Source organism: Leifsonia sp. 21MFCrub1.1, assembly GCF_900107895.1.
Taxonomy (GTDB): Bacteria; Actinomycetota; Actinomycetes; order Actinomycetales; family Microbacteriaceae; genus Leifsonia; species Leifsonia soli.
This window is the reverse complement of record NZ_LT629867.1, coordinates 2,971,781-2,990,107: the sequence shown is the minus strand read 5'-3', so window position 1 is coordinate 2,990,107 and position 18,327 is coordinate 2,971,781. Positions and strand designations below refer to the sequence as shown.

Genomic DNA, 18,327 nt, shown 5'->3' with positions numbered 1-18,327 from the left:
GTGTTCTGTGGAGAAAACCGCTCAGATCCGCGCGCGCACGCGCCTGCGCTGCGACGCGCGGATTCCCCCGAGCAGCGCGGAGACCACGATGACGAGCCCGATCACGGCGGCGCCGAGCGCCCAGGCGGAGCCCGGCGTGAGTGCCGCGATCCAGTCGGCCGCCTCCCGGACGCGCTCCGCCGATGCCAGGACGTAGAGGGTGGCGCCGGCGAACAGCGTCAGCAGCAGTCCCCACACGACACCGCCCCAGCGCACGGGCGCGTCGCCCGCCGGCGCGAGCGGCGCCGCGTAGGCGGGGCTCACCGGCGGGGTCGTGGATGCGGTGAACGGCACATCCGCGCGGGGCGATGGCTCGGCCGGCGAGGGCTCCTGCGGCTCCTGCGGTGCGTTCTGCGGGTTCTGATCGGTCATGGTCGTGTCTCCCGGTCGTTTCTGGTCCAGCACGGTCTCAGCGCTGGAGGAGCGCGGGCAGCCCGACGCTCGTCAGGTGGATGCCGGCGACGGTGTCGCCCGCGAGGAACAGCGCGGCGGCGGTCAGCGCTGCGAGCAGGATCCCGAGGAAGATGAGGAACCCGCTGCGGCGTCGGGCCAGCCCGGCGATGAGCACGACGACGCCGACGACGAGCGTGGCGGCGGCGAGTCCGGCGGCCGTGGTGAAGCGGCCGACGTCGGCGAGCTGCGGCCACACGATGGCCACCAGCGACCCGGCGACGAGCGCCAGCCCGACGGTCAGCCAGCCCACGGCCGCGCCCACCCGCGGATTCGCAGCTCGGTAGGCCTCGCGGCGCGCGGCGGCCTCGGCCGTCGCGGTGGCGACCTGCGTCCGGAGCTCGGCCGACCGCTGCGCCTTGACCGCGCGCATGTCCGCGGCGAGGCGCTGCTTCCAGGCCGCGTGCTCCGCGCGCCACTGCGCCTGCCGCTGCTGCCAGTCCGCGACCTCGTCGGGCGAGGCGCCGAGGCGCGGAGCGGGAGGCGCCGTCGGCTCCGCGGCGATGTCGAGCTGCGGAGCAGGTGCAGGAGCAGGGGCTGCGCTCGCCGCCGGCACGGTCGTCGACGGGTTCCCGGCCGCATCCACATCGCTCGGCTGCTCCGTCGACGTCGACGCGGCCGGAGCCGCATCGGCCGTAGAGGCGCTCGCCGCCCCCGTCGCCGCCGCGCCCGCTGCCGTCCGCGCGGCGGTCCGGGCATCCGAGTTCCGCACGGCCACCACGATCAGCGCGACCACCGCGCCGATCACCACCAGCGTCCAGATCACGCGGCCGATCACATCGCCCCAGACCGGTACGTTCCAGAACGGCCCGTCCGCCCACCAGACGCCGCTCGTCCATGGCAGAAGCGACAGCAGCGCCATCACGCCGATCGCGACCATCGGCGGCTGGAAGTCCCCGTCGAACAGCTGCTGCAGGTGGATGCGGCCGTCGCGGTCCGGCAGGAGCGCCCACGCCGCCGCGTACAGCAGCAGCACGGGTGCGCCGAGGATGCCGGCCACGACGATGATGCCGCGCACGATCAGCGGATCGATGCCCAGGCGGTACGCCACCCCGGCGCTCACCCCGCCGAGCCAGCCGTCTGCGCGGACGATGCCGAGGCCGCGCATCCAATCGAAGAAGCGGGTTCCGCGGCCGGAGAATCCGGTCTGCGGACCGCCGTAGGGGTTCGCGGGCGTTCCCACCGGGGGAGTCGAGTCGTTCTGTGACATGGTCCCCATCCTGGCGTCGGGAGTGCGGGCCCGGGTATCGGGTGAACCCCTGAGCCGACCCTGATTGCTGCGCCCATCGGGTGCGGGTCCGATCGGGGTCTGCTTGGATTCTGACTATGTCGTCCACAGCGCCCGCCGGTCCGCGCGCCGGTCTGCCGCGGCCTCCGTTGGCCCGGCCGCGCTCGTGCGCCGTGAGCGGAGTGAGCGTCGCGCTGGCCGATCATCTCGGCTGGCCGGTCGCGGCCGTGCGCTGGGCGTTCGTCGGCGCGACGCTGCTCGGCGGCGCCGGGATCCTGCTGTATCTCTGGCTCTGGGCGCTCACTCCGCTGCGTGCCGCGTCGGGGCTCGACCCGGCCGAAGGTGTTCGTCGGCGGGTGAACCTCCCCTGGCTGCTGGCCGGAGCCGGCGCAGCCGCCGGGATCACCGCCGTCGTCCTGGCCGCAGGGGGAGCGCTCGGCCCGGGCTTCGGGACGCTGGTCGCCTGCGCCGCCCTCCTGGTGCTCGCCGTTGCGTGGGAGCAGCTGGCCGACGAGGAGCCGGTCGCCTTCGCACCGCTCTCTCCCGGGGCCTTCCGGATCGTCTGCGGCGCGTTCCTCGTCCTCATCGCCCTGGCCATCGCGCTCACCCAGAACGTCGCGGGATCCGGGATGCTGTGGCTCGGCATCCTGATCGCCACCTTCGCCGGCGCGGCCGTGCTCGTCGCTCCGTGGGGGCTGCGGCTGTGGCGTGAGCTCATCACCGAGCGGACGGCACGCATCAAGGAGGAGCAGCGGGCGGAGATGGCCGCGCACCTGCACGACTCCGTGCTGCAGACGCTCGCGCTGATCCAGAACCGAGCGGGAGCCACCAGCGAGGTCGGGCGGATCGCCCGCGCACAGGAGCGCGAACTGCGCGACTGGCTGTTCACCGAGGGCGCGGCGGCATCCGCGGCCGAGGGGAGGGACCTCGCGGCGGAACTGCGGGAGGTCGCCGCGGCTCTGGAGGTCGAGCATCCGGTCACGTTCGACGTCGTCTCGGTCGGTGAACCCGTGAGGAACGCGCCGTCCGAGCTGGGTGCTGCCGCACGCGAGGCGATGCTGAACGCGGCGCGGCACGCCGGGGGCGACGTGTCCGTCTACGTCGAGCACGCATCCGGCCGGGTGGATGTGTTCATCCGCGACCGGGGACCGGGCTTCGATCTCGGAGCGCTTCCCGAGGGGCGCCTCGGTGTCCGAGAATCGATCATCGGCCGCATGCGCCGCGCCGGCGGTCAGGCGACCGTGACGGCGCGCGAGAGCGGCACCGAGATCCAGCTGACCATCGAGATCGCGAGCGAGACGACATGACCGAGAGCACCGCAGCAGGCCGGCCGGTCACCGTGGTGATCGTGGACGACCACTCCATCTTCCGCTCCGGCCTCCGCGCCGACCTCGACGACCGCCTGCACGTCGTCGGCGAGGCGGCCGATGTGGATGCGGCGGTCGCGGTGGTCGTCCAGACCCAGCCGGACGTCGTGCTGCTCGACGTGCACCTGCCCGGCGGTGGGGGCGGCGGGGGAGCAGAGGTCGTGCGCCGGACGTCCGCAGAGGCGCCGTCCACGCGCTTCCTGGCGCTCAGCGTTTCCGATGCGGCGGAGGACGTGGTCGGCGTCATCCGGGCCGGGGCCCGCGGGTACCTGACGAAGGGCAGCTCGGGCGGTCAGGTCAGCGACGCGGTCGTCGCGGTGGCGGGCGGCGACGCGGTCTTCTCTCCGCGCCTCGCCGGCTTCGTGCTGGACGCCTTCGGGGCGGCCGCCGGCGAGCAGGCGGAGTCGACGGACGAGCTCGACCGGCTGTCGGCGCGGGAGCGGGAGGTCATGCGGTTGATCGCACGCGGCTACGCCTACAAGGAGGTGGCCGCCGAGCTGTTCATCTCCATCAAGACGGTCGAGACGCACGTCTCGGCGGTGCTGCGGAAGCTGCAGCTGTCGTCCCGGCACGAGCTCACCGCGTGGGCGCTGGAGCGCAAACTCCTGTAGTCCGGTGACCGCTTTGCGGCCGGGCTGCCGCGTCCCGTACACTTGACGCGGTGGTTGAATCTGCCAAGCTTTTCTGCGCCCTTTTTCTGGTGTAGCGACGGCAGCACTGCCGCGCTCCGGCCGGGCATCCGCAGCACGTTCGGATGTTCGATCGGTTAGCCTTGAACAGCCAGCGCAGGAAGTCGGCGATTCGGTTCCCTAGGGCGGTAGCTCAATTGGCAGAGCAGCGGTCTCCAAAACCGCAGGTTGCAGGTTCGATTCCTGTCCGCCCTGCAAGTCGGCACTCTGGTGCCGATCCACGAAAGGTGTAACGAGGTGGCCCGAAAGGTAATCGACGAGCCGAGCGAGGAGATCGTCGCCAACGCGAAGAAGGATCGCGCCGCACGGCGCAACCCCTTCGCGCGGATCGCCCTGTTCATCCGGCAGGTCATCGGCGAGCTGAAGAAGGTCGTCACGCCGACCCGCAAGGAGCTCTTCAGCTACACCGGCGTCGTGCTCGTGTTCGTGGTGATCATGATGGCTCTTGTGTCACTCCTTGACTGGGTGTTCGGCATGGGTGTCGTCTGGGTCTTCGGAAACCCGAAATAGACGACGTCGATCGGGCCGCACCGGCCCTCCCGACAAGAAATGGAATGAATTCAGTGTCTGAGACGAATCGCGACGACGTGGACTGGGCGCCCGCTGCGGAGCAGTCCTCCGAGGACGACGAGGCGCAGACCGGCAACGTTCTCGCCAGCGAGGACGAAGCGTCCGACTCCGCCGAGCACGAGGCGCTGCACGTCGTCGCGGACGACGGCACCGAGATCGACCTCGACGCCGTGCTCGACGCCATGGCGGAGGCGGTGGACCCCGAGGCCGACCGCGCCGTCGACGAGGCGCTCGAGGTCGACAGCGTGGACGAGGCCGAGGCCGCCGTCGAAGCGGTCGAGGACGAGGAGGAGGAGACCTCCACCGACCCGTACGAGGAGTTCCGCGCCGAACTGCGCGCCAAGCTCGGCAAGTGGTACGTCATCCACTCGTACGCCGGGTTCGAGCGTCGCGTGAAGTCCAACATCGAGAACCGCATGGTCTCGATGAACATGGAGGACTACATCTACGAGGTGCAGGTCCCCATGGAGGACGTGGTCGAGATCAAGAACGGCCAGCGCAAGATGGTCAACCGCGTCCGCATCCCCGGCTACGTGCTGGTGCGCATGGACCTCAACGAGGACAGCTGGTCGGTCGTCCGGCACACGCCGGGCGTCACCGGGTTCGTCGGCAACGCCCACAACCCGACCCCGCTGCGCTTCGAAGAGGCCTTCTCGATGCTGAAGAGCCTCGTGCAGGTCGAGGCCGCGCCGGCCAAGGGCGCCGCGAAGGGCCAGAAGGCCGCCGCACGCGTCATCCCCGCCGAGGTCGACTTCGAGATCGGCGAGACCATCACCATCAAGGAGGGCTCGTTCGCGGGCCTCCCGGGCTCCATCAGCGAGATCAAGCCGGAGAGCGGCAAGCTCACCGTGCTCGTCTCCCTGTTCGAGCGCGAGACCCCGGTCGAGCTCAGCTTCGACCAGGTCACGAAGCTCTAGGGAACATTCAGAGCCTCCCCACTGTTTTTCAGAACACCGGGTCTCGGAAGGGCCGAGAAACCGGGAGAGCGATGCGGACCGCGGTCCGGCTCGCTCGAATACACAAAGAAGGAAGAGACATGGCACCGAAGAAGAAGGTCACCGGTCTGATCAAGCTTCAGATCAACGCCGGCGCCGCCAACCCCGCCCCGCCTATCGGCCCGGCGCTCGGTCAGCACGGCGTGAACATCATGGAGTTCTGCAAGGCGTACAACGCGGCGACCGAGTCGCAGCGCGGCAACGTCATCCCCGTCGAGATCACCGTCTACGAGGACCGTTCGTTCACGTTCGTCCTGAAGACCCCGCCGGCGGCAGAGCTCATCAAGAAGGCGGCAGGCGTCGCCAAGGGCTCCGGCGTCCCGCACACCAACAAGGTCGGCAAGCTGACCCAGGAGCAGGTGCGCCAGATCGCCGAGCAGAAGATGGTCGACCTCAACGCCAACGACATCGACGCGGCGTCGAAGATCATCGCAGGCACCGCCCGCTCGATGGGCATCACGGTCGAGGCGTAAGCCCGACCCCCTCAAGACATCTCGTGGAAGAGCCGGCCAGGCTCGCACCACATTCTCGTAAGGAGAAATCACATGGCACAGAAGTCCAAGGCCTACCGGGCCGCGGCCGAGAAGATCGAGGCCGGAAAGTTCTACACCCCCGCTGAGGCCGTCGCCCTGGCGAAGGAGACCGGCTCCGCCAAGTTCAACTCGACCGTCGAGGTCGCGCTGAAGCTCGGCGTGGACCCCCGCAAGGCGGACCAGATGGTCCGCGGTACCGTCATTCTTCCTCACGGTACGGGCAAGACCGCCCGCGTCATCGTGTTCGCGACCGGCCCAGCCGCCGAGGCGGCCATCGCCGCGGGTGCGGACGAGGTCGGCGGCGCCGAGCTGATCGAGAAGGTCGCCGGCGGGTACACCGACTTCGACGCGGCCGTCTCCACCCCGGAGCTCATGGGTCAGGTCGGTCGTCTCGGCAAGGTGCTCGGCCCGCGCGGCCTCATGCCGAACCCGAAGACCGGCACGGTCACGCCGGATGTGGCGAAGGCCGTCTCCGACATCAAGGGCGGAAAGATCGAGTTCCGCGTCGACAAGCACGCCAACGTGCACTTCGTCGTGGGCAAGGCGGGCTTCACCGCCGAGCAGCTGAACGACAACATCACCACCGCTCTCGAGGAGGTCGTGCGTCTCAAGCCGTCCGCCGCGAAGGGCCGTTACATCCAGAAGGGCGCCGTGTCGACCACGTTCGGCCCGGGCATCCCGCTGGACGTCAACGCCATCTGAGTTCGTTCCGCGAACATCCTCCGACGGGGTCGGGGCCGCTTGCCGGTCCCGACCCCGTCGTCGTTCGCGCTCTGTCGGATGCGCTCGTCGCCGTGAGGATGCTTCACCTCGGGCAACGATCGCAACAGACCTGTCTACCCCTCGTTGCGGTGGTAGAACGATGGGGTCTAGTGTCGCTCCTGTCGCGCGCCGTGCGCGACGGCTCGAAGTCGAGTCCGTCCGAGCTAAGGATGACATTCATGGCACAACGCACCACGGGATCCCTCCACAAGAGGGCGCTCGGAATCATCGCCACCACGTCTGCCGTGGTGGCTTTGTCGTTGGCGGGGGCATCGGCGGCGAACGCAGCCGACCGCGTGACCTACGCCGGCTCCGTCCCCTCCTGGGCGACCGCGGCGAACGACGCCGGCGCCGCACCGGCCGACGCGACGGTGGAGGGCGAGATCTACCTTCCGCTCCGCGACCAGGCGGGCGCCGAGGCGCTCGCGAAGGCGGTCTCGAACCCGCTCGACCGCGGCTACCGCAAGGCGCTCAATCCGAAGCAGTGGATCGATAGGTTCTCGCCGACCCAGGCCGACTCGGACGCGGTGGTCAGCTTCCTGAAGGCGGCCGGGCTCACCATCTCCGCCGTCCCGGCCAGCCGCCAGTACGTGGTCTTCCGTGGCACGCCGGACCAGCTCGGCTCCATCTTCGGCACCTCGTTGCACGCGTTCAACTACGCCGGGCGCCAGCTCGTCGCCCCCGCCTCCGCCCCGTCGCTGCCGACCAGCATCGGCGGCAAGGTCTCGGGCGTGAGCATCGAGCAGTCGCGCACGCTGACGCGTCCCGACTCGATCAAGCAGGGCGACCTGGGCCCCTCCGGCGCACCGCAGGTCGCGCGCAAGGCCGCTGCCGCACCGGTGATCCAGACGCCGTGCTCGCACTACTACGGCGAGCACACGGTGACCGTCCCGCCGGCGTACAACGGCAACACGCAGTACAGCACCTACAACTGCGGCTACACCCCGCAGCAGCTGCGCAGCGCGTACGGCCTGAACGACCTCGGCAAGCGCGGCATCAACGGCTCGGGTCAGACGGTGGCGATCATCGACGCCTACGCCAGCCCGACCATCGTCAAGGATGTCAACAGCTACTCGCAGCAGAACGGCGAGCCCGGGCTGACCAACTCCAGCTACCAGCAGCTCGTCCCCAGCCCCAGCGAGTTCGTCGACCAGGAGCTCTGCCAGTACCCGAGCGGATGGCAGGGCGAGCAGACGCTCGACGTCGAGTCGGTGCACGCTGTCGCACCGGGGGCTCGCATCCTCTACGTCGGCGGCTTCAACTGCGGCGGCGGCCTGGATGTGGCCATGTCGAAGATCCTCGACAACAAGCTCGCCAACATCGTCAGCAACAGCTACGGCAACGTGGGCGAGGCGGTTCCGGCCGACGTGATCCAGGGCGAGGTGAACCTGCAGCTCCAGGCCGCGGGCGAGGGTATCGGCCTGTACTTCTCGAGCGGTGACAACGGCGACGAGGTCGCGAACCTCGGCTACCCGTCGCCGGACTTCCCGGCATCCTCCCCGTGGGTGACCTCGGTCGGCGGAACGAGCACCGGCATCGACAAGAACGGCAAGATCGCGTGGGAGACGGGATGGGGCGACCAGTTCGACCAGATCGTCAAGAACGCCGACGGCACGCTCAGCTACGCGCAGCCCCTCCCGGGCACGCGGTTCGTCGGCGGCGCCGGCGGCGGCACGAGCGCGGTGTTCGCACAGCCCGGCTACCAGCGCGGGATCGTCCCCGCGGCACTCGCGAACGGCAAGCGCGTCTCGCCGGACGTCGCAGCACTCGCCGACCCGTACACCGGGTTCCTGATCGGCATCCGTCCGATCATCGACGACACGACGCTGGCGACCGGCGACTACATCAACGAGACCTACGGCGGAACGTCGCTGGCCTCGCCGATCGTCGCCGCCCAGATCGCGATCGTGCAGCAGGCGACGCGCTCGACGATCGGGTTCGCGAACCCGACGCTGTACGGCGTGAAGCGCATCCTGCCGAACGCGTTCCGCGACGTGCTGCCGCAGAACCCGACGCAGGCGCTGGTCTACACGAGCGCGATCAGCGGCAACACCTACCTGGTGTCGATGGATCAGGACACCTCGCTGAAGACGGCGAAGGGATACGACCCGGTGACCGGCCTCGGCGGTGTCTCCTTCGACCTGCTCAGCTGGGTGGCCCAGGGAAGGCACTGACCAGGCAATGCGCACCACGGACCGGCCGTCTCCCGATCGGAGGCGGCCGGTCCGCCGTGTGCGGAGGGCCGACCGCGCGCTGGCTAGGCTGACGAGGTGACCGTCACCATCCGCCCCGCCGTCGCCGGAGACGCCGCCGCCCTCTCCGCGGTCGCCGCCGCGACCTTCCCGCTCGCCTGCCCGCCGCACACCACCGAGGAGGCGAAGGCGGCGTTCATCGCGACCGTGCTCTCGGAGCAGCGGTTCGCCGAGTACCTCGCCTACGCGTCGCGCCGGCTGCTCATCGCGGAGGACGAGGCGGGCGTCGCGGTCGGATACACGATGGTCAACCTGGGCGACCCGGCGGATGCCGACGTGCGCGGCTGCCTCCGCATCCACCCCACCGCCGAGCTGAGCAAGTGCTACGTGCTGCCCGGCCACCACGGCGAGGGCGTCGCGAGCCGGCTCATGGCCGAGAGCCTGCGGGCGGGCGCCGAAGCGGGAGCCGGGGGGATGTGGCTGGGCGTCAACGAGGAGAACGCCCGAGCGCAGCGCTTCTACGGCAAGCACGGCTTCGAGCGCGTCGGAGCCAAACGCTTCCTCGTCGGCGACCGCTACGAGGACGACTGGGTGATGGAGCGGGCGCTGCCGTAGGCCGAACGGTCGCCGGTCAGCCCTCGGCGATCTTCAGCACGATCTTGCCGCGGGTGTGGCCGCTCTCGATGGCGTGGTGCGCCTCGGCGATCTGCTCGAGCGCGAAGATCTGATCGACGTGCACCCGCACATTCCCCGACTCCAGGAGGCGGGCGATGACGGCCAGGGTGCTGCCGTCCGGCGCGACCTTGTAGTCCGTGCCGCGCACGCCGGCGGCGGCGACCTCTTCTGCGAACGTCGGCCAGCTCCCCGTCGGGACGTTGACGATGAGGCCGCCGGGACGCAGCACCGAGAGGGAGCGCGTCCCCGTCTGGTCGTGGACGTTGCCGATCAGGTCGATCACCACATCGGCGTCGTGCACGACATCCTCGAACCGCGTCGTCGTGTAGTCGATCACCTCGGCAGCTCCGAGCGAACGCAGCCACGACGCCTTCGACCCGGACGCGGTCGCGATGACGTGCGCTCCGAAGTACGAGGCGAACTGCACGGCGAAGTGGCCGACTCCACCGCTGCCCGCGTGGATGAGCATCCGCTGGCCCTCGTGGGCCTTCGCGACCTCGACCACCATGCCCCACGCCGTCAGCGCGGCCAGGGGAGCGGCGGCCGCCTCGATGTGGCTGAGGGTGGCCGGCTTGCGCACGACGCTCAGCGACGGCACGGAGACGTATTCGGCGAAGCTGCCGCCGAGCCGCGGCACCATGACCATGCCGAAGACCTCGTCGCCCGGGCGGATGGGATGGGCGCTGTACGGCGATTCCACCACGACCCCGCTGAAGTCGTGCCCGAGGACGGCGGGGAACGAGTGGATGGCGCCGTAGATCCCGCGCCCGGCTCGCGTCTTCGCGTCGATCGGATTCACGCTCGATGCGACCACCTTGACCAGGAACTCGGCGTTCACGCGGTCCGGGTAGTCGGTCTCACCGATCCGGAGGGCCTCCGGGTCTCCCGCGGCGTCCAGAAGTGCGGCCCGCATGGTCTTCGGCATTCGTCATCCCCTCGTCGGTCTGCCGCTGCGTCGGCGCGGCGTCCCCTCAGTCAATCCTGCGCGTGCTTCGACGGTGTTACGGTCGGGTCACCAGATGTGAACACTCTGTTTCGGATACCCCCAGGCCGTTCTCAGCGCCGCGCCGGTTAGGATGCTGCGACCCGGGCTGTGATCTGGCCTGCGGGAGCGGAACGACGACGACCAGACCCGAGGAGCGACAGGTGCGACGACTGCTGCGGATCGCCCGGGAGCCGTTCGCCGTTCCTGTCCTCGCACGCGGCTGGCAGCGCGCCGTCCCCATCCTGCTCGGCATCGGAACCCTCTGCGTCCTGGGTGGGCTGACGGTCATCTGGGCGGCACGGCTGACCGTGCCGTACCCGGTCTACGTGAGCGAACTGGGCGCGAAGGGCGCGGCGACGTCCGGCGCCTTCGCCGTCGCTCTGCTGCTGATCGCCGGCGGCGGGTTCGCGATCGCCGTCGCCAGCGGCCACGTGCGGTCGTCGGCGCGGGTGCTCGACCGGTGGGCGCCGGCGATGACGCTGGGATTCGCCGCGGTGTGCTTCGTGCTCGCGTCGCAGGTCACCTGCACGGCCTACTGCCCCGTGCCGATCGTCGACCCGAAGTCGACCGTGCAGGATCTGGTGCACACGGTGTCCGCGGTGCTCGGCTTCGCCGCGGCCTGCTTCGCCATGCTGCAGGTGGGATTCAGCCGGAAGCTCCCGCGTCTGTCGCGTCTGTCGCGGCTCAGCTGCGGCGCGGTCGCGGCCATCACGATCGTGGGCGGACTGCTCGCCATCGTCCGGGTCGGCGCCGATGTCGGCGCGTGGCTCGAACTGATCGGCACGACGGTCGCCGTCGCGTGGATCGCGGTCTACGCGGTGGCGCTGACCCGCATCCCCGTCGGAGTGGAGGATGCAGCGGATGCGACGGACCTGGCGCCGTCGGCCGCGACGGGCACCGGCGTCGGCGCCGGAGCAGAGGTCGCCTGACGCAGGACCTCGATGAGGTCGGCCGCGAGGGCGACCAGCTTCGCGATCTCGGCATCGTCGCGGTCGACCCAGCGGCACTCCGGCTCGTCGCGGAGCGGGACGAAGCCGTCGTGCTGCTCCCACACGAAGAGCGTGCGCTCGGCGCCGAGCACGTACTGCTGCCACCAGATCTGACGGAGGTAGGGCCGGGGGATGCTGCGGAACGGCTTGTTCGTCGTCTTGATCTCGGCCAGCTCGATCCGGCCGCCGGTCCGGGCGATCAGGCCGTCCGGAGTGGCGAGATGGCGACGGTCGCGCTCGGCGTGGAACAGGAGGTCGGAGGGCTCGATGCCGTGCGTCGCAGCGACCCACGCGGCGATCTCGGGTTCCCGGGAACGGCCGTGCTGCGTGAAGACGTTCCCGCTGAAGCCCGTGCCGTGGAGCTTGTCGTAGGCGGCGGCGCGAATCGAGCGCGGGCTCGACAGCTTGGCGACGTCGGTGGCGGTGATGCCGCGGCTGCGCGCCCGCAGCCAGCCGACCCGGTCGCTGGAGCTGGCCACCACCCGGGCCAGGTGCCCCGTCTGGCCGGGCACGGCCGGGACCACCGGGACGGGAGCGGGTCGCGCCGGGCTCAGATCCGCGAGGACGCCCGGCCGGTACAGGTCGGCGGTGCGGTACGGAGCGGAGTCGAGCACCTGTCCATTGTGCCGCGTCGGGCCGACGCTCGCTGTCACTCCACGCGCGTCGCCCCGAGTTGCCTCCGCGCTTCGTCGATCGTCGCCAGCGTGTCGACCGCCTCGGCGAGCGGATGGAGCGGGGACTCCGTCCGCCCCTCTGCGACGAACCGGGCGAGCGCAGCGGCCTCGTACGACATGCCGTCGCGGTGGGGGCGGCCGTACGGGTCGCGCCAGTGGGCGGCCAGGGTGCCGTCGCCGCGGAAGACCCGCAGGCCGCTGGGGCCCCAGAACGGGCTGTCCGTCTCGACACGGCCCGCGCTGCCGCTGATGGTCGCGAGCGACGGCGTTCCCGCCAGCAGGGTGGTGCTCAGCAGCGCCTGGCCGCCGCCGGCGGACGACAGCACCAGAGCGGCCTGCTCGTCCACCCCGGTCTCGGCGAGGGTGCCGGACGCGATGATCCCCGCGGGGGCGCCGAGTGCGAACGAGGCCCACGACACCGTGTACACGCCGAGGTCGAGCAGCGCCCCGCCCGCCAGAGCGGGATTCCACAGCCGGCTCGATGGATCGAAAGCGGCCCGGCCGCCGAAGTCCGCTGTGACGACCCGGACGTCGCCGAGGGCGCCGTCCTCCAGCAGCTGACGCACGATGTCGGTCTGCGGCAGGTAGCGCGTCCACATCGCCTCCATCGCGAACACACCCGCCTTGCGTGCCGCCGCGACGATCCGTCCGGCCTGGCCGGCGGTGACGGCCATCGGCTTCTCGATCAGGACGTGCTTGCCCGCCGCGATCGCGAGCAGAGCGTGCTCGAGGTGCTCACTGTGCGGTGTGGCGATGTAGACGACCTCGACGTCCGGATCGGCCACGAGCTCCTCGTACGAGCTGTACGACCGGTCGACGTCGTGCGCGTCGGCGAACGCCTGCGCCCGCTCCGCCGAGCGCGACCCCGCGGCCACCACCCGCTGGCGGGTGTGCCGGTGCAGCGCGTCGGTGAAGTCGGCTGCGATCGCGCCGGGGCCGAGCACACCCCACCGCAGCGGAGGGGCGTCGGCGGGATCGGGGTGCCGCGGCAGCGGAAGCGTTGACAGGGCGTCGGTCATGGTCGGGCTCCTCGTCTCGGTCGGGGGTGCTCGGCCTAGACCGGCTGGGGGTTCGACACCTCGGGCGCCTGGCGTGCCCCCGTCACCGGCGCCGCCCACCGCACGCCGTTGGCGAGCACGCGGCGCACCTGCGGGTGGAAGTACACCGGGTACTCCTGGTCGCCGGGGCTGAAGTAGAAGATCTTGCCGCGACCGCGCGTGAAGGTCACGCCGGAGCGGAACACCTCCCCGCCGGTGAAGGAGCTGATGAACACCAGATCGTCGGGCGTGGGGATGTCGAAGAACTCCCCGTACATCTCCTGCGCGTCGATCACGATCGGCTGCTCGACGCCGGCGGCGATGGGATGCGTCGGGTTGACGTTCCAGACGAGCTCGCGCTCGCCGCCCTCGGGGTTGCGCCAGCGCAGGGAGCAGGTCGTCCCGAGCATCCGGATGAAGATCTTCGAGAAGTGGCCGGAGTGGAGGACGATGAGCCCCATCCCGCCGAGGACGTGCTGCCGGACGCGCTCCACGACCTCGTCGGAGACGCGGTCGTGCGCGATGTGGCCCCACCACAGCAGCACGTCGGTCTCCGCGAGCGCCTGCTCGCCGAGCCCGTGCTCGGGATCGTCGAGAGTGGCGGTGCGGACGGCGACCTCGTCGCCGAGCAGCTCCGACAGCCCCTCCGCGATCGCCCCGTGGATGCCGTGCGGGTAGATCGCGGCGATCTCGGGCTGGGTCGCCTCATGGACGCCCTCGTTCCAGACGGTGACGCGCAGTGTCATGGTCATGCTCCTTTCGTCAGGGCGGTGTCGGCCGAGGCGGTCGCGGCGCCGGTCGCTGGAGCGAGCCGCACCTCCGCGCCGATGCGGGCCGACTCGTAGGCGGCGTCGATGACGCGCGCGCGGTCGAGGGCGAGCGAGCCGTCCCAGTTCGACCAGTTCGCCGGGTCGGCGACGTGCTCGAGGAAGGTCTCGACCACCGCCAGGTGACCGCGGCCGGGATCGGCGGTGACGCTGATGTCCTCGCTCTGCTCGCCGTCGCCGGTGAAGATGGTCAGCTCGCCGGACGGGGCGTAGTCGACGACGCGCAGGTCCGCGCCGCCTTCCGTGCCGTACAGCGTGATGCCGAACTCGTCGCCGGCCGGACGGTACGCCGCCCAGCTGGTCTCGATGACGATCGAGCCGCCGCCCTCGAGCCGGAGCAGCAGGCTGGCCAGGTCCTCGACCTCGTACTCCGAGCCGACGTGCTGCTTGGAGGCGGCGGCGCCGCCCCGGCCACGGACGCCGAGTTCGGAGTGGGTGACGGCCGAGACGGCGACGACGCGCGGCTCGCCGAACAGGTGGAGGGCGTAGTCGAGCACGTGCACGCCGATGTCGATCAGCGGGCCGCCGCCGGCCATCTCGCGGTTGGTGAACCAGCTTCCGAGCGCCGGGATGCCGGCTCGTCGCAGCCAGGTCGCGCGCGCGTGATACGGCCGGCCGATCTTGCCGTCGTCGATCGCGGCCTTGAGGGCCTCGATGTCTCCGCGGCGGCGGTGGTTGAACGCCACCTCCAGCACACGGCCGGCACGGTGGGCCGCATCCACCATGGTCTGCGCCTCGGCCGCGGTGCGGGCGATCGGCTTCTCGCTGAGCACGTGGATGCCCGCGTCGAGCGCCCCGACGGCGATCGGCGCGTGCAGGAAGGTGGGGACGGCGACGCTGACGACGTCGAGGTCGCCCTCGGCCACCAGGTCCTGCCAGTCGCGGTGCAGGCGCGTGATACCGTACTGCTCGCCGAGTTCGGCGCGCGGGCCGTCCTCCATTCCGGCGATGGCGACCAGCTCCACGCCGGGAAGGGCCGAGTAGGCCGCCATGTGCTGCTGGCCGGCCCAGCCGAGGCCGACCACTCCGGCGCGGAGGGGGCGGTCGAGGGGTTCGCTCTGGGTGCTCACGGCACTCCTTTCAGGGGTTCGAATCGATTCGATGTTGTTGATGTGCGGTGGGGGTCCGCAGGTGGCGTCAGCGGAAGAGGGAGCGGGGTGTGCCCGCGTCGGGATCGAGCGCGCGCTGGATGACCATGATGGCCGCTCCGATCGCGCCGCCGGTCTCGCCGGAGCGCGACTGGGTGATGGTCAGATGCTGCGTCGCCAGCGGGGTGGACCGCTGGTAGACGACCTCGCGCATCCCGGCGAGGAGCTGCTCGCCGACGCGGGAGAGACTGCCGCCGACGACGATCATCGACGGGTTGAGCAGGTTGACGCACGTGGCGACGACCGCGCCCAGGTCGCGTCCGGCCTGGCGGATCGCGTTCTGGACGGCCGGGTTGCCGGTGCGCGCCAGAGCGACGACGTCGTCGCTGGTCTCCGCGGGCAGACCGGCCTCGGAGAGTGCCCGTGCGATCGCAGGACCGCTCACCAGCGACTCGAGGTCCGCATCCTGCTCTCCGTGGCTGGGGGTGTCGCTGCCGAACGGCACCCGGACGTGCCCGAGGTCGCCGGCCGATCCGAGCGCCCCGCGCTGCAGGCGCCCGCCGCTGATGATCCCGGCGCCGACGCCGGTGGCGACCTTGATGAACAGGAGGTCGGTCTCGTCCGGCCACATCAGGGCCTGCTCGCCCAGGGCGAGGAGGTTGACGTCGTTGTCGACGAGCACGGGCACGTCGAAGACGCGACGGATGTACGCGGGGATGTCGAAGCGGTCCCAGCCGGGCATGATGGGCGGGTTCACCGGCAGGCCGGTCGAGTGCTCGACCGGGCCAGGCACGCCGACGCCGACGCCGATCAGCTCCTCCGGCTGACGCCCGCTGGCCACATAGAGCTCGGACGCCGTCTCCATCGCCCAGTCGAGCACGGGCTGCGGACCGTCGGCGATGTCGAGCCGGCGGGAGACGCTGGCCGTGATGTTCCCGGCGAGATCGGCCAGCGCGACGACCCCGTGGGTCGCACCGAGGTCGATCGCGACGACGACGCGCGACTCCGGGTTGAACCGGATGCGCGACGGCGGCCGGCCGCCGGACGAGACGTCGTCGCCCGCCGGGGCGACGAGGCCCGCCGCGGTGAGGGTGTCGATCCGGGAGGCGATGGTCGACCGCGCCATCCCGGTCAGCTCGGCCAGCTGCGCGCGCGTCCGGGGGATGCCGTCGCGCAGGATCGCCAGCAGCTCCGCGGCGTCTGCGGCGACGAGCACCGAGTCTCGCGCGCTGTCGGTCATAGAGGGTATTGAACCACAGTGCCGGTGGACTGCTCAAAGGTCGTCCGCGATCGGTCGACTTTTGATTGACATCCGGCAGAAGTGCGGCTTGAATGGAGCCACGCCATCCGGCGCCCTTCCACTTCCATGAACTCGACGAGGAGAACAGTGTCGACGTCAAAAGTCTCCGTGCAGCTGTACACGGTCCGGGAGCTCCTGACCGAGGACACGGTCGGTACCCTCAAGCGGATCGCCGACATCGGGTTCACGCAGGTCGAGCCCTTCGCGTTCCTCACCTTCGGTGACGCGCTCCGCGAGGGGCTGGCCGAGGCCGGCCTGTCCGCTCCGACCACCCACCAGGGCTTCATCGGCGGCGACCTCGACGAGGTGTTCGGCGCCGCGAAGGAGCTGGGCGTCGAGACGGTGATCGACCCGTTCGTCGCACCGGAGCGCTGGCAGACCGCCGCCGACGTGGCGCAGATCGCCGAGCAGCTCAACGCCGCCGCCGAGGTCGCCGCACGCCACGGCGTGCGCGTCGGGTACCACAACCACGCGCACGAGCTCGAAAGCAGGATCGAGGGTGTGACCGCGCTGGAGTTCTTCGCCGGCAAGCTCGCCCCGGAGGTCGTCCTCGAGGTCGACACCTACTGGGTGGCCGTCGGCGGCGTCGACCCCGTCGCGCTCCTCCCCACCCTCGGCGACCGCGTCGTCGCCCTCCACATCAAGGACGGCCCGGGCACCACCGAGACGAAGGACCAGGTCGCCGTCGGCCAGGGCTCGCTCCCGATCGAGCAGATCATCGCAGCCGCGCCCGACGCGCTCCGCGTCATCGAGCTCGACGACTCCCGCGGAGACCGCTTCCAGGCCGTCGCGGACAGCTTCGCCTTCCTGACCGCCAAGGGTCTCGCATGAGCGGCGGGCGCGTGGGCGTCGGCGTCATCGGCGCCGGTGTGATCAGCAACCAGTATCTGGAGAACCTCACCTCCTTCCCCGACCTGGATGTGCGTTTCGTCGCCGACATCGACCTCGACCGCGCCAGGGCGCAGGCCGACAAGTTCGGTGTTCCCGGTTCCGGCACGGTCGAGGAGCTGCTCGCCGACGAGGCCATCGAGATCGTCGTGAACCTGACGATCCCCAAGGTGCACGTCGAGGTGGCGCTGCAGGCGCTCGCCGCGGGCAAGAACGTGTGGAGCGAGAAGCCCTTCGCCCTCGACCGCGCCAGCGGCCGCGAGCTGCTCGACGCGGCGCACGCCGCCGGACTCCGCGTGGCCACCGCGCCGGACACGTTCCTCGGCTCCGGCATCCAGTCGGCTCGCCGCCTGATCGAGAACGGCGACATCGGCGCGCCGCTGACCGCGCTGACGCTCATGCAGAGCCCCGGCCCGGAGTCGTGGCACCCCAACCCCGACTTCCTGTTCCAGGAGGGTGCCGGCCCGCTGTTCGACATCGGCCCCTATTACCTCACGGCCCTCGTGCAGATGTTCGGGCCGGTCGCCCGGGTGAGCGCCAGCGCCTCCCGCGCCCGCGAGACCCGGGTCATCGGCTCGGGCCCGCGCGCGGGCGAGGAGTTCGCCGTCACCGTGCCGACGCACGTCAGCGCCCTCTACGAGTTCGAGAGCGGGCAGACGGCGCAGGCCGTGTTCAGCTTCGACTCCAAGCTGGGCCGCACGCAGTTCGAGGTGGCCGGCGTCGACGGCACCCTCGTGGTGCCCGATCCCAACACCTTCGAGGGCGAGCTGCTCGTCCACGGAAGCGACGGCATCGAGACGTTCCCCTCGACCGGGACGACCGACTCCCGCGGCATCGGCGTGGTGGAGCTCGCGCGGGCCATCCGCGCGGGTGTTCCGGAGCGCGCATCCGGTGAGCAGGCGTATCACGTGCTCGACATCATGGTCTCGACCATCGAGGCGGGGGAGTCCCGCACCCCGGTCGAGGTCGAGAGCACGGTGAACGTGGCGCCGGCTCTCCCGGAGGACTGGGACCCGCGAGCGGCGACCCTGGCGTGATG

At 70.8% G+C, this 18,327-nt stretch carries 19 protein-coding genes and 1 tRNA gene; 12 read left to right on the top strand and 8 right to left on the bottom strand.

Annotated elements, in window-relative coordinates; genetic code table 11:
• Positions 1-21 precede the first annotated feature (21 nt).
• Both BLW09_RS14185 and BLW09_RS14180 read right to left on the bottom strand, forming a co-directional pair.
• Positions 22-411: a hypothetical protein gene (locus BLW09_RS14185; protein WP_089914006.1), complete on the bottom strand. Its 390-nt coding sequence runs from the start codon at positions 409-411 to the stop codon at positions 22-24.
• A 37-nt stretch (positions 412-448) separates the two neighbouring features.
• Positions 449-1,699, bottom strand: coding sequence for a PspC domain-containing protein (locus BLW09_RS14180; RefSeq protein WP_089914003.1), 1,251 nt, complete (start codon positions 1,697-1,699; stop codon positions 449-451).
• Positions 1,700-1,815: 116 nt separating this feature from the next.
• On the opposite strand from BLW09_RS14180, the gene BLW09_RS14175 reads away from it, so the two are divergent.
• The 9 genes from BLW09_RS14175 to BLW09_RS14135 all read left to right on the top strand — a co-directional run bounded on the left by BLW09_RS14175 (position 1,816) and on the right by BLW09_RS14135 (position 9,440).
• Complete coding sequence (locus BLW09_RS14175; protein WP_089914000.1) at positions 1,816-3,024, top strand: ATP-binding protein; 1,209 nt, start codon at positions 1,816-1,818, stop codon at positions 3,022-3,024.
• Positions 3,021-3,695 carry a LuxR C-terminal-related transcriptional regulator gene (locus BLW09_RS14170; RefSeq protein ID WP_089913997.1) on the top strand — a complete coding sequence of 225 codons (675 nt, stop codon included), beginning with the start codon at positions 3,021-3,023 and terminating at the stop codon, positions 3,693-3,695. Before BLW09_RS14175 ends, BLW09_RS14170 begins: the two co-directional genes overlap by 4 nt.
• 200 nt (positions 3,696-3,895) lie before the next feature.
• Positions 3,896-3,968: transfer RNA gene (locus tag BLW09_RS14165), tRNA-Trp, on the top strand.
• A 42-nt stretch (positions 3,969-4,010) separates the two neighbouring features.
• Positions 4,011-4,283, top strand: a complete 273-nt coding sequence (secE, locus tag BLW09_RS14160; RefSeq protein ID WP_018189749.1) for a preprotein translocase subunit SecE — start codon at positions 4,011-4,013, stop codon at positions 4,281-4,283.
• A gap of 53 nt (positions 4,284-4,336) precedes the next feature.
• Positions 4,337-5,260: a transcription termination/antitermination protein NusG gene (nusG, locus tag BLW09_RS14155; RefSeq protein WP_089913994.1), complete on the top strand. Its 924-nt coding sequence runs from the start codon at positions 4,337-4,339 to the stop codon at positions 5,258-5,260.
• A gap of 119 nt (positions 5,261-5,379) precedes the next feature.
• Positions 5,380-5,811, top strand: coding sequence for a 50S ribosomal protein L11 (gene rplK, locus BLW09_RS14150; RefSeq protein WP_018189751.1), 432 nt, complete (start codon positions 5,380-5,382; stop codon positions 5,809-5,811).
• 72 nt (positions 5,812-5,883) lie between these two features.
• The gene (gene rplA, locus BLW09_RS14145; protein ID WP_018189752.1) at positions 5,884-6,573 is read left to right on the top strand and encodes a 50S ribosomal protein L1; all 690 of its coding nucleotides are present in this window, start codon (positions 5,884-5,886) and stop codon (positions 6,571-6,573) included.
• 239 nt (positions 6,574-6,812) lie between these two features.
• A complete protein-coding gene (locus BLW09_RS14140; protein WP_231946863.1) occupies positions 6,813-8,807 on the top strand; it encodes a S53 family peptidase in 1,995 nt (664 codons plus the stop codon).
• Positions 8,808-8,903: 96 nt separating this feature from the next.
• Positions 8,904-9,440: a GNAT family N-acetyltransferase gene (locus BLW09_RS14135; RefSeq protein ID WP_089913991.1), complete on the top strand. Its 537-nt coding sequence runs from the start codon at positions 8,904-8,906 to the stop codon at positions 9,438-9,440.
• Between the two features lie 16 nt (positions 9,441-9,456).
• On the opposite strand, the gene BLW09_RS14130 is transcribed toward BLW09_RS14135, so the two are convergent.
• Positions 9,457-10,425 carry an NADP-dependent oxidoreductase gene (locus BLW09_RS14130; protein WP_089913988.1) on the bottom strand — a complete coding sequence of 323 codons (969 nt, stop codon included), beginning with the start codon at positions 10,423-10,425 and terminating at the stop codon, positions 9,457-9,459.
• A gap of 221 nt (positions 10,426-10,646) precedes the next feature.
• On the opposite strand from BLW09_RS14130, the gene BLW09_RS14125 reads away from it, so the two are divergent.
• On the top strand, positions 10,647-11,414 hold the full coding sequence (locus BLW09_RS14125; protein WP_157696946.1) for a DUF998 domain-containing protein: 768 nt from the start codon (positions 10,647-10,649) through the stop codon (positions 11,412-11,414).
• Here BLW09_RS14125 and BLW09_RS14120 read toward each other — a convergent pair.
• The 5 genes from BLW09_RS14120 to BLW09_RS14100 form a co-directional block, all read right to left on the bottom strand.
• Entirely contained in the window at positions 11,297-12,127 is an 831-nt protein-coding gene (locus BLW09_RS14120; RefSeq protein WP_089913985.1) for a YqaJ viral recombinase family protein, read from the bottom strand. The genes BLW09_RS14125 and BLW09_RS14120 overlap by 118 nt on opposite strands.
• Positions 12,124-13,167 (bottom strand): Gfo/Idh/MocA family protein, encoded by a 1,044-nt coding sequence (locus tag BLW09_RS14115; RefSeq protein ID WP_089913982.1) that lies wholly within the window; start codon positions 13,165-13,167, stop codon positions 12,124-12,126. The genes BLW09_RS14120 and BLW09_RS14115 overlap by 4 nt, the downstream gene beginning before the upstream one ends.
• Before the next feature lie 35 nt (positions 13,168-13,202).
• A complete protein-coding gene (locus BLW09_RS14110; RefSeq protein WP_089913979.1) occupies positions 13,203-13,937 on the bottom strand; it encodes a ThuA domain-containing protein in 735 nt (244 codons plus the stop codon).
• Entirely contained in the window at positions 13,934-15,082 is a 1,149-nt protein-coding gene (locus BLW09_RS14105) for a Gfo/Idh/MocA family protein (protein WP_089913976.1), read from the bottom strand. Before BLW09_RS14105 ends, BLW09_RS14110 begins: the two co-directional genes overlap by 4 nt.
• Positions 15,083-15,149: 67 nt before the next feature.
• Positions 15,150-16,340 (bottom strand): ROK family transcriptional regulator, encoded by a 1,191-nt coding sequence (locus tag BLW09_RS14100; protein WP_089913972.1) that lies wholly within the window; start codon positions 16,338-16,340, stop codon positions 15,150-15,152.
• A 168-nt stretch (positions 16,341-16,508) separates the two neighbouring features.
• Here BLW09_RS14100 and BLW09_RS14095 point away from each other — a divergent pair, with 168 nt between their 5' ends.
• Both BLW09_RS14095 and BLW09_RS14090 read left to right on the top strand, forming a co-directional pair.
• On the top strand, positions 16,509-17,231 hold the full coding sequence (locus tag BLW09_RS14095) for a sugar phosphate isomerase/epimerase family protein (RefSeq protein ID WP_089913969.1): 723 nt from the start codon (positions 16,509-16,511) through the stop codon (positions 17,229-17,231).
• Positions 17,228-18,325: a Gfo/Idh/MocA family protein gene (locus tag BLW09_RS14090; RefSeq protein ID WP_089913966.1), complete on the top strand. Its 1,098-nt coding sequence runs from the start codon at positions 17,228-17,230 to the stop codon at positions 18,323-18,325. The genes BLW09_RS14095 and BLW09_RS14090 overlap by 4 nt, the downstream gene beginning before the upstream one ends.
• Positions 18,326-18,327 lie beyond the last annotated feature (2 nt).

Bases quoted from the DNA above. Each gene is read 5' to 3' on its own strand.
- BLW09_RS14185 (WP_089914006.1), bottom strand. From the start codon at position 411: ATGACCGATCAGAACCCGCAGAACGCACCGCAGGAGCCGCAGGAGCCC.
- BLW09_RS14180 (WP_089914003.1), bottom strand. From the start codon at position 1,699: ATGTCACAGAACGACTCGACTCCCCCGGTGGGAACGCCCGCGAACCCC.
- BLW09_RS14175 (WP_089914000.1), top strand. From the start codon at position 1,816: ATGTCGTCCACAGCGCCCGCCGGTCCGCGCGCCGGTCTGCCGCGGCCT.
- BLW09_RS14170 (WP_089913997.1), top strand. From the start codon at position 3,021: ATGACCGAGAGCACCGCAGCAGGCCGGCCGGTCACCGTGGTGATCGTG.
- rplK (WP_018189751.1), top strand. From the start codon at position 5,380: ATGGCACCGAAGAAGAAGGTCACCGGTCTGATCAAGCTTCAGATCAAC.
- rplA (WP_018189752.1), top strand. From the start codon at position 5,884: ATGGCACAGAAGTCCAAGGCCTACCGGGCCGCGGCCGAGAAGATCGAG.
- BLW09_RS14140 (WP_231946863.1), top strand. From the start codon at position 6,813: ATGGCACAACGCACCACGGGATCCCTCCACAAGAGGGCGCTCGGAATC.
- BLW09_RS14130 (WP_089913988.1), bottom strand. From the start codon at position 10,425: ATGCCGAAGACCATGCGGGCCGCACTTCTGGACGCCGCGGGAGACCCG.
- BLW09_RS14115 (WP_089913982.1), bottom strand. From the start codon at position 13,167: ATGACCGACGCCCTGTCAACGCTTCCGCTGCCGCGGCACCCCGATCCC.
- BLW09_RS14110 (WP_089913979.1), bottom strand. From the start codon at position 13,937: ATGACCATGACACTGCGCGTCACCGTCTGGAACGAGGGCGTCCATGAG.
- BLW09_RS14100 (WP_089913972.1), bottom strand. From the start codon at position 16,340: ATGACCGACAGCGCGCGAGACTCGGTGCTCGTCGCCGCAGACGCCGCG.
- BLW09_RS14090 (WP_089913966.1), top strand. From the start codon at position 17,228: ATGAGCGGCGGGCGCGTGGGCGTCGGCGTCATCGGCGCCGGTGTGATC.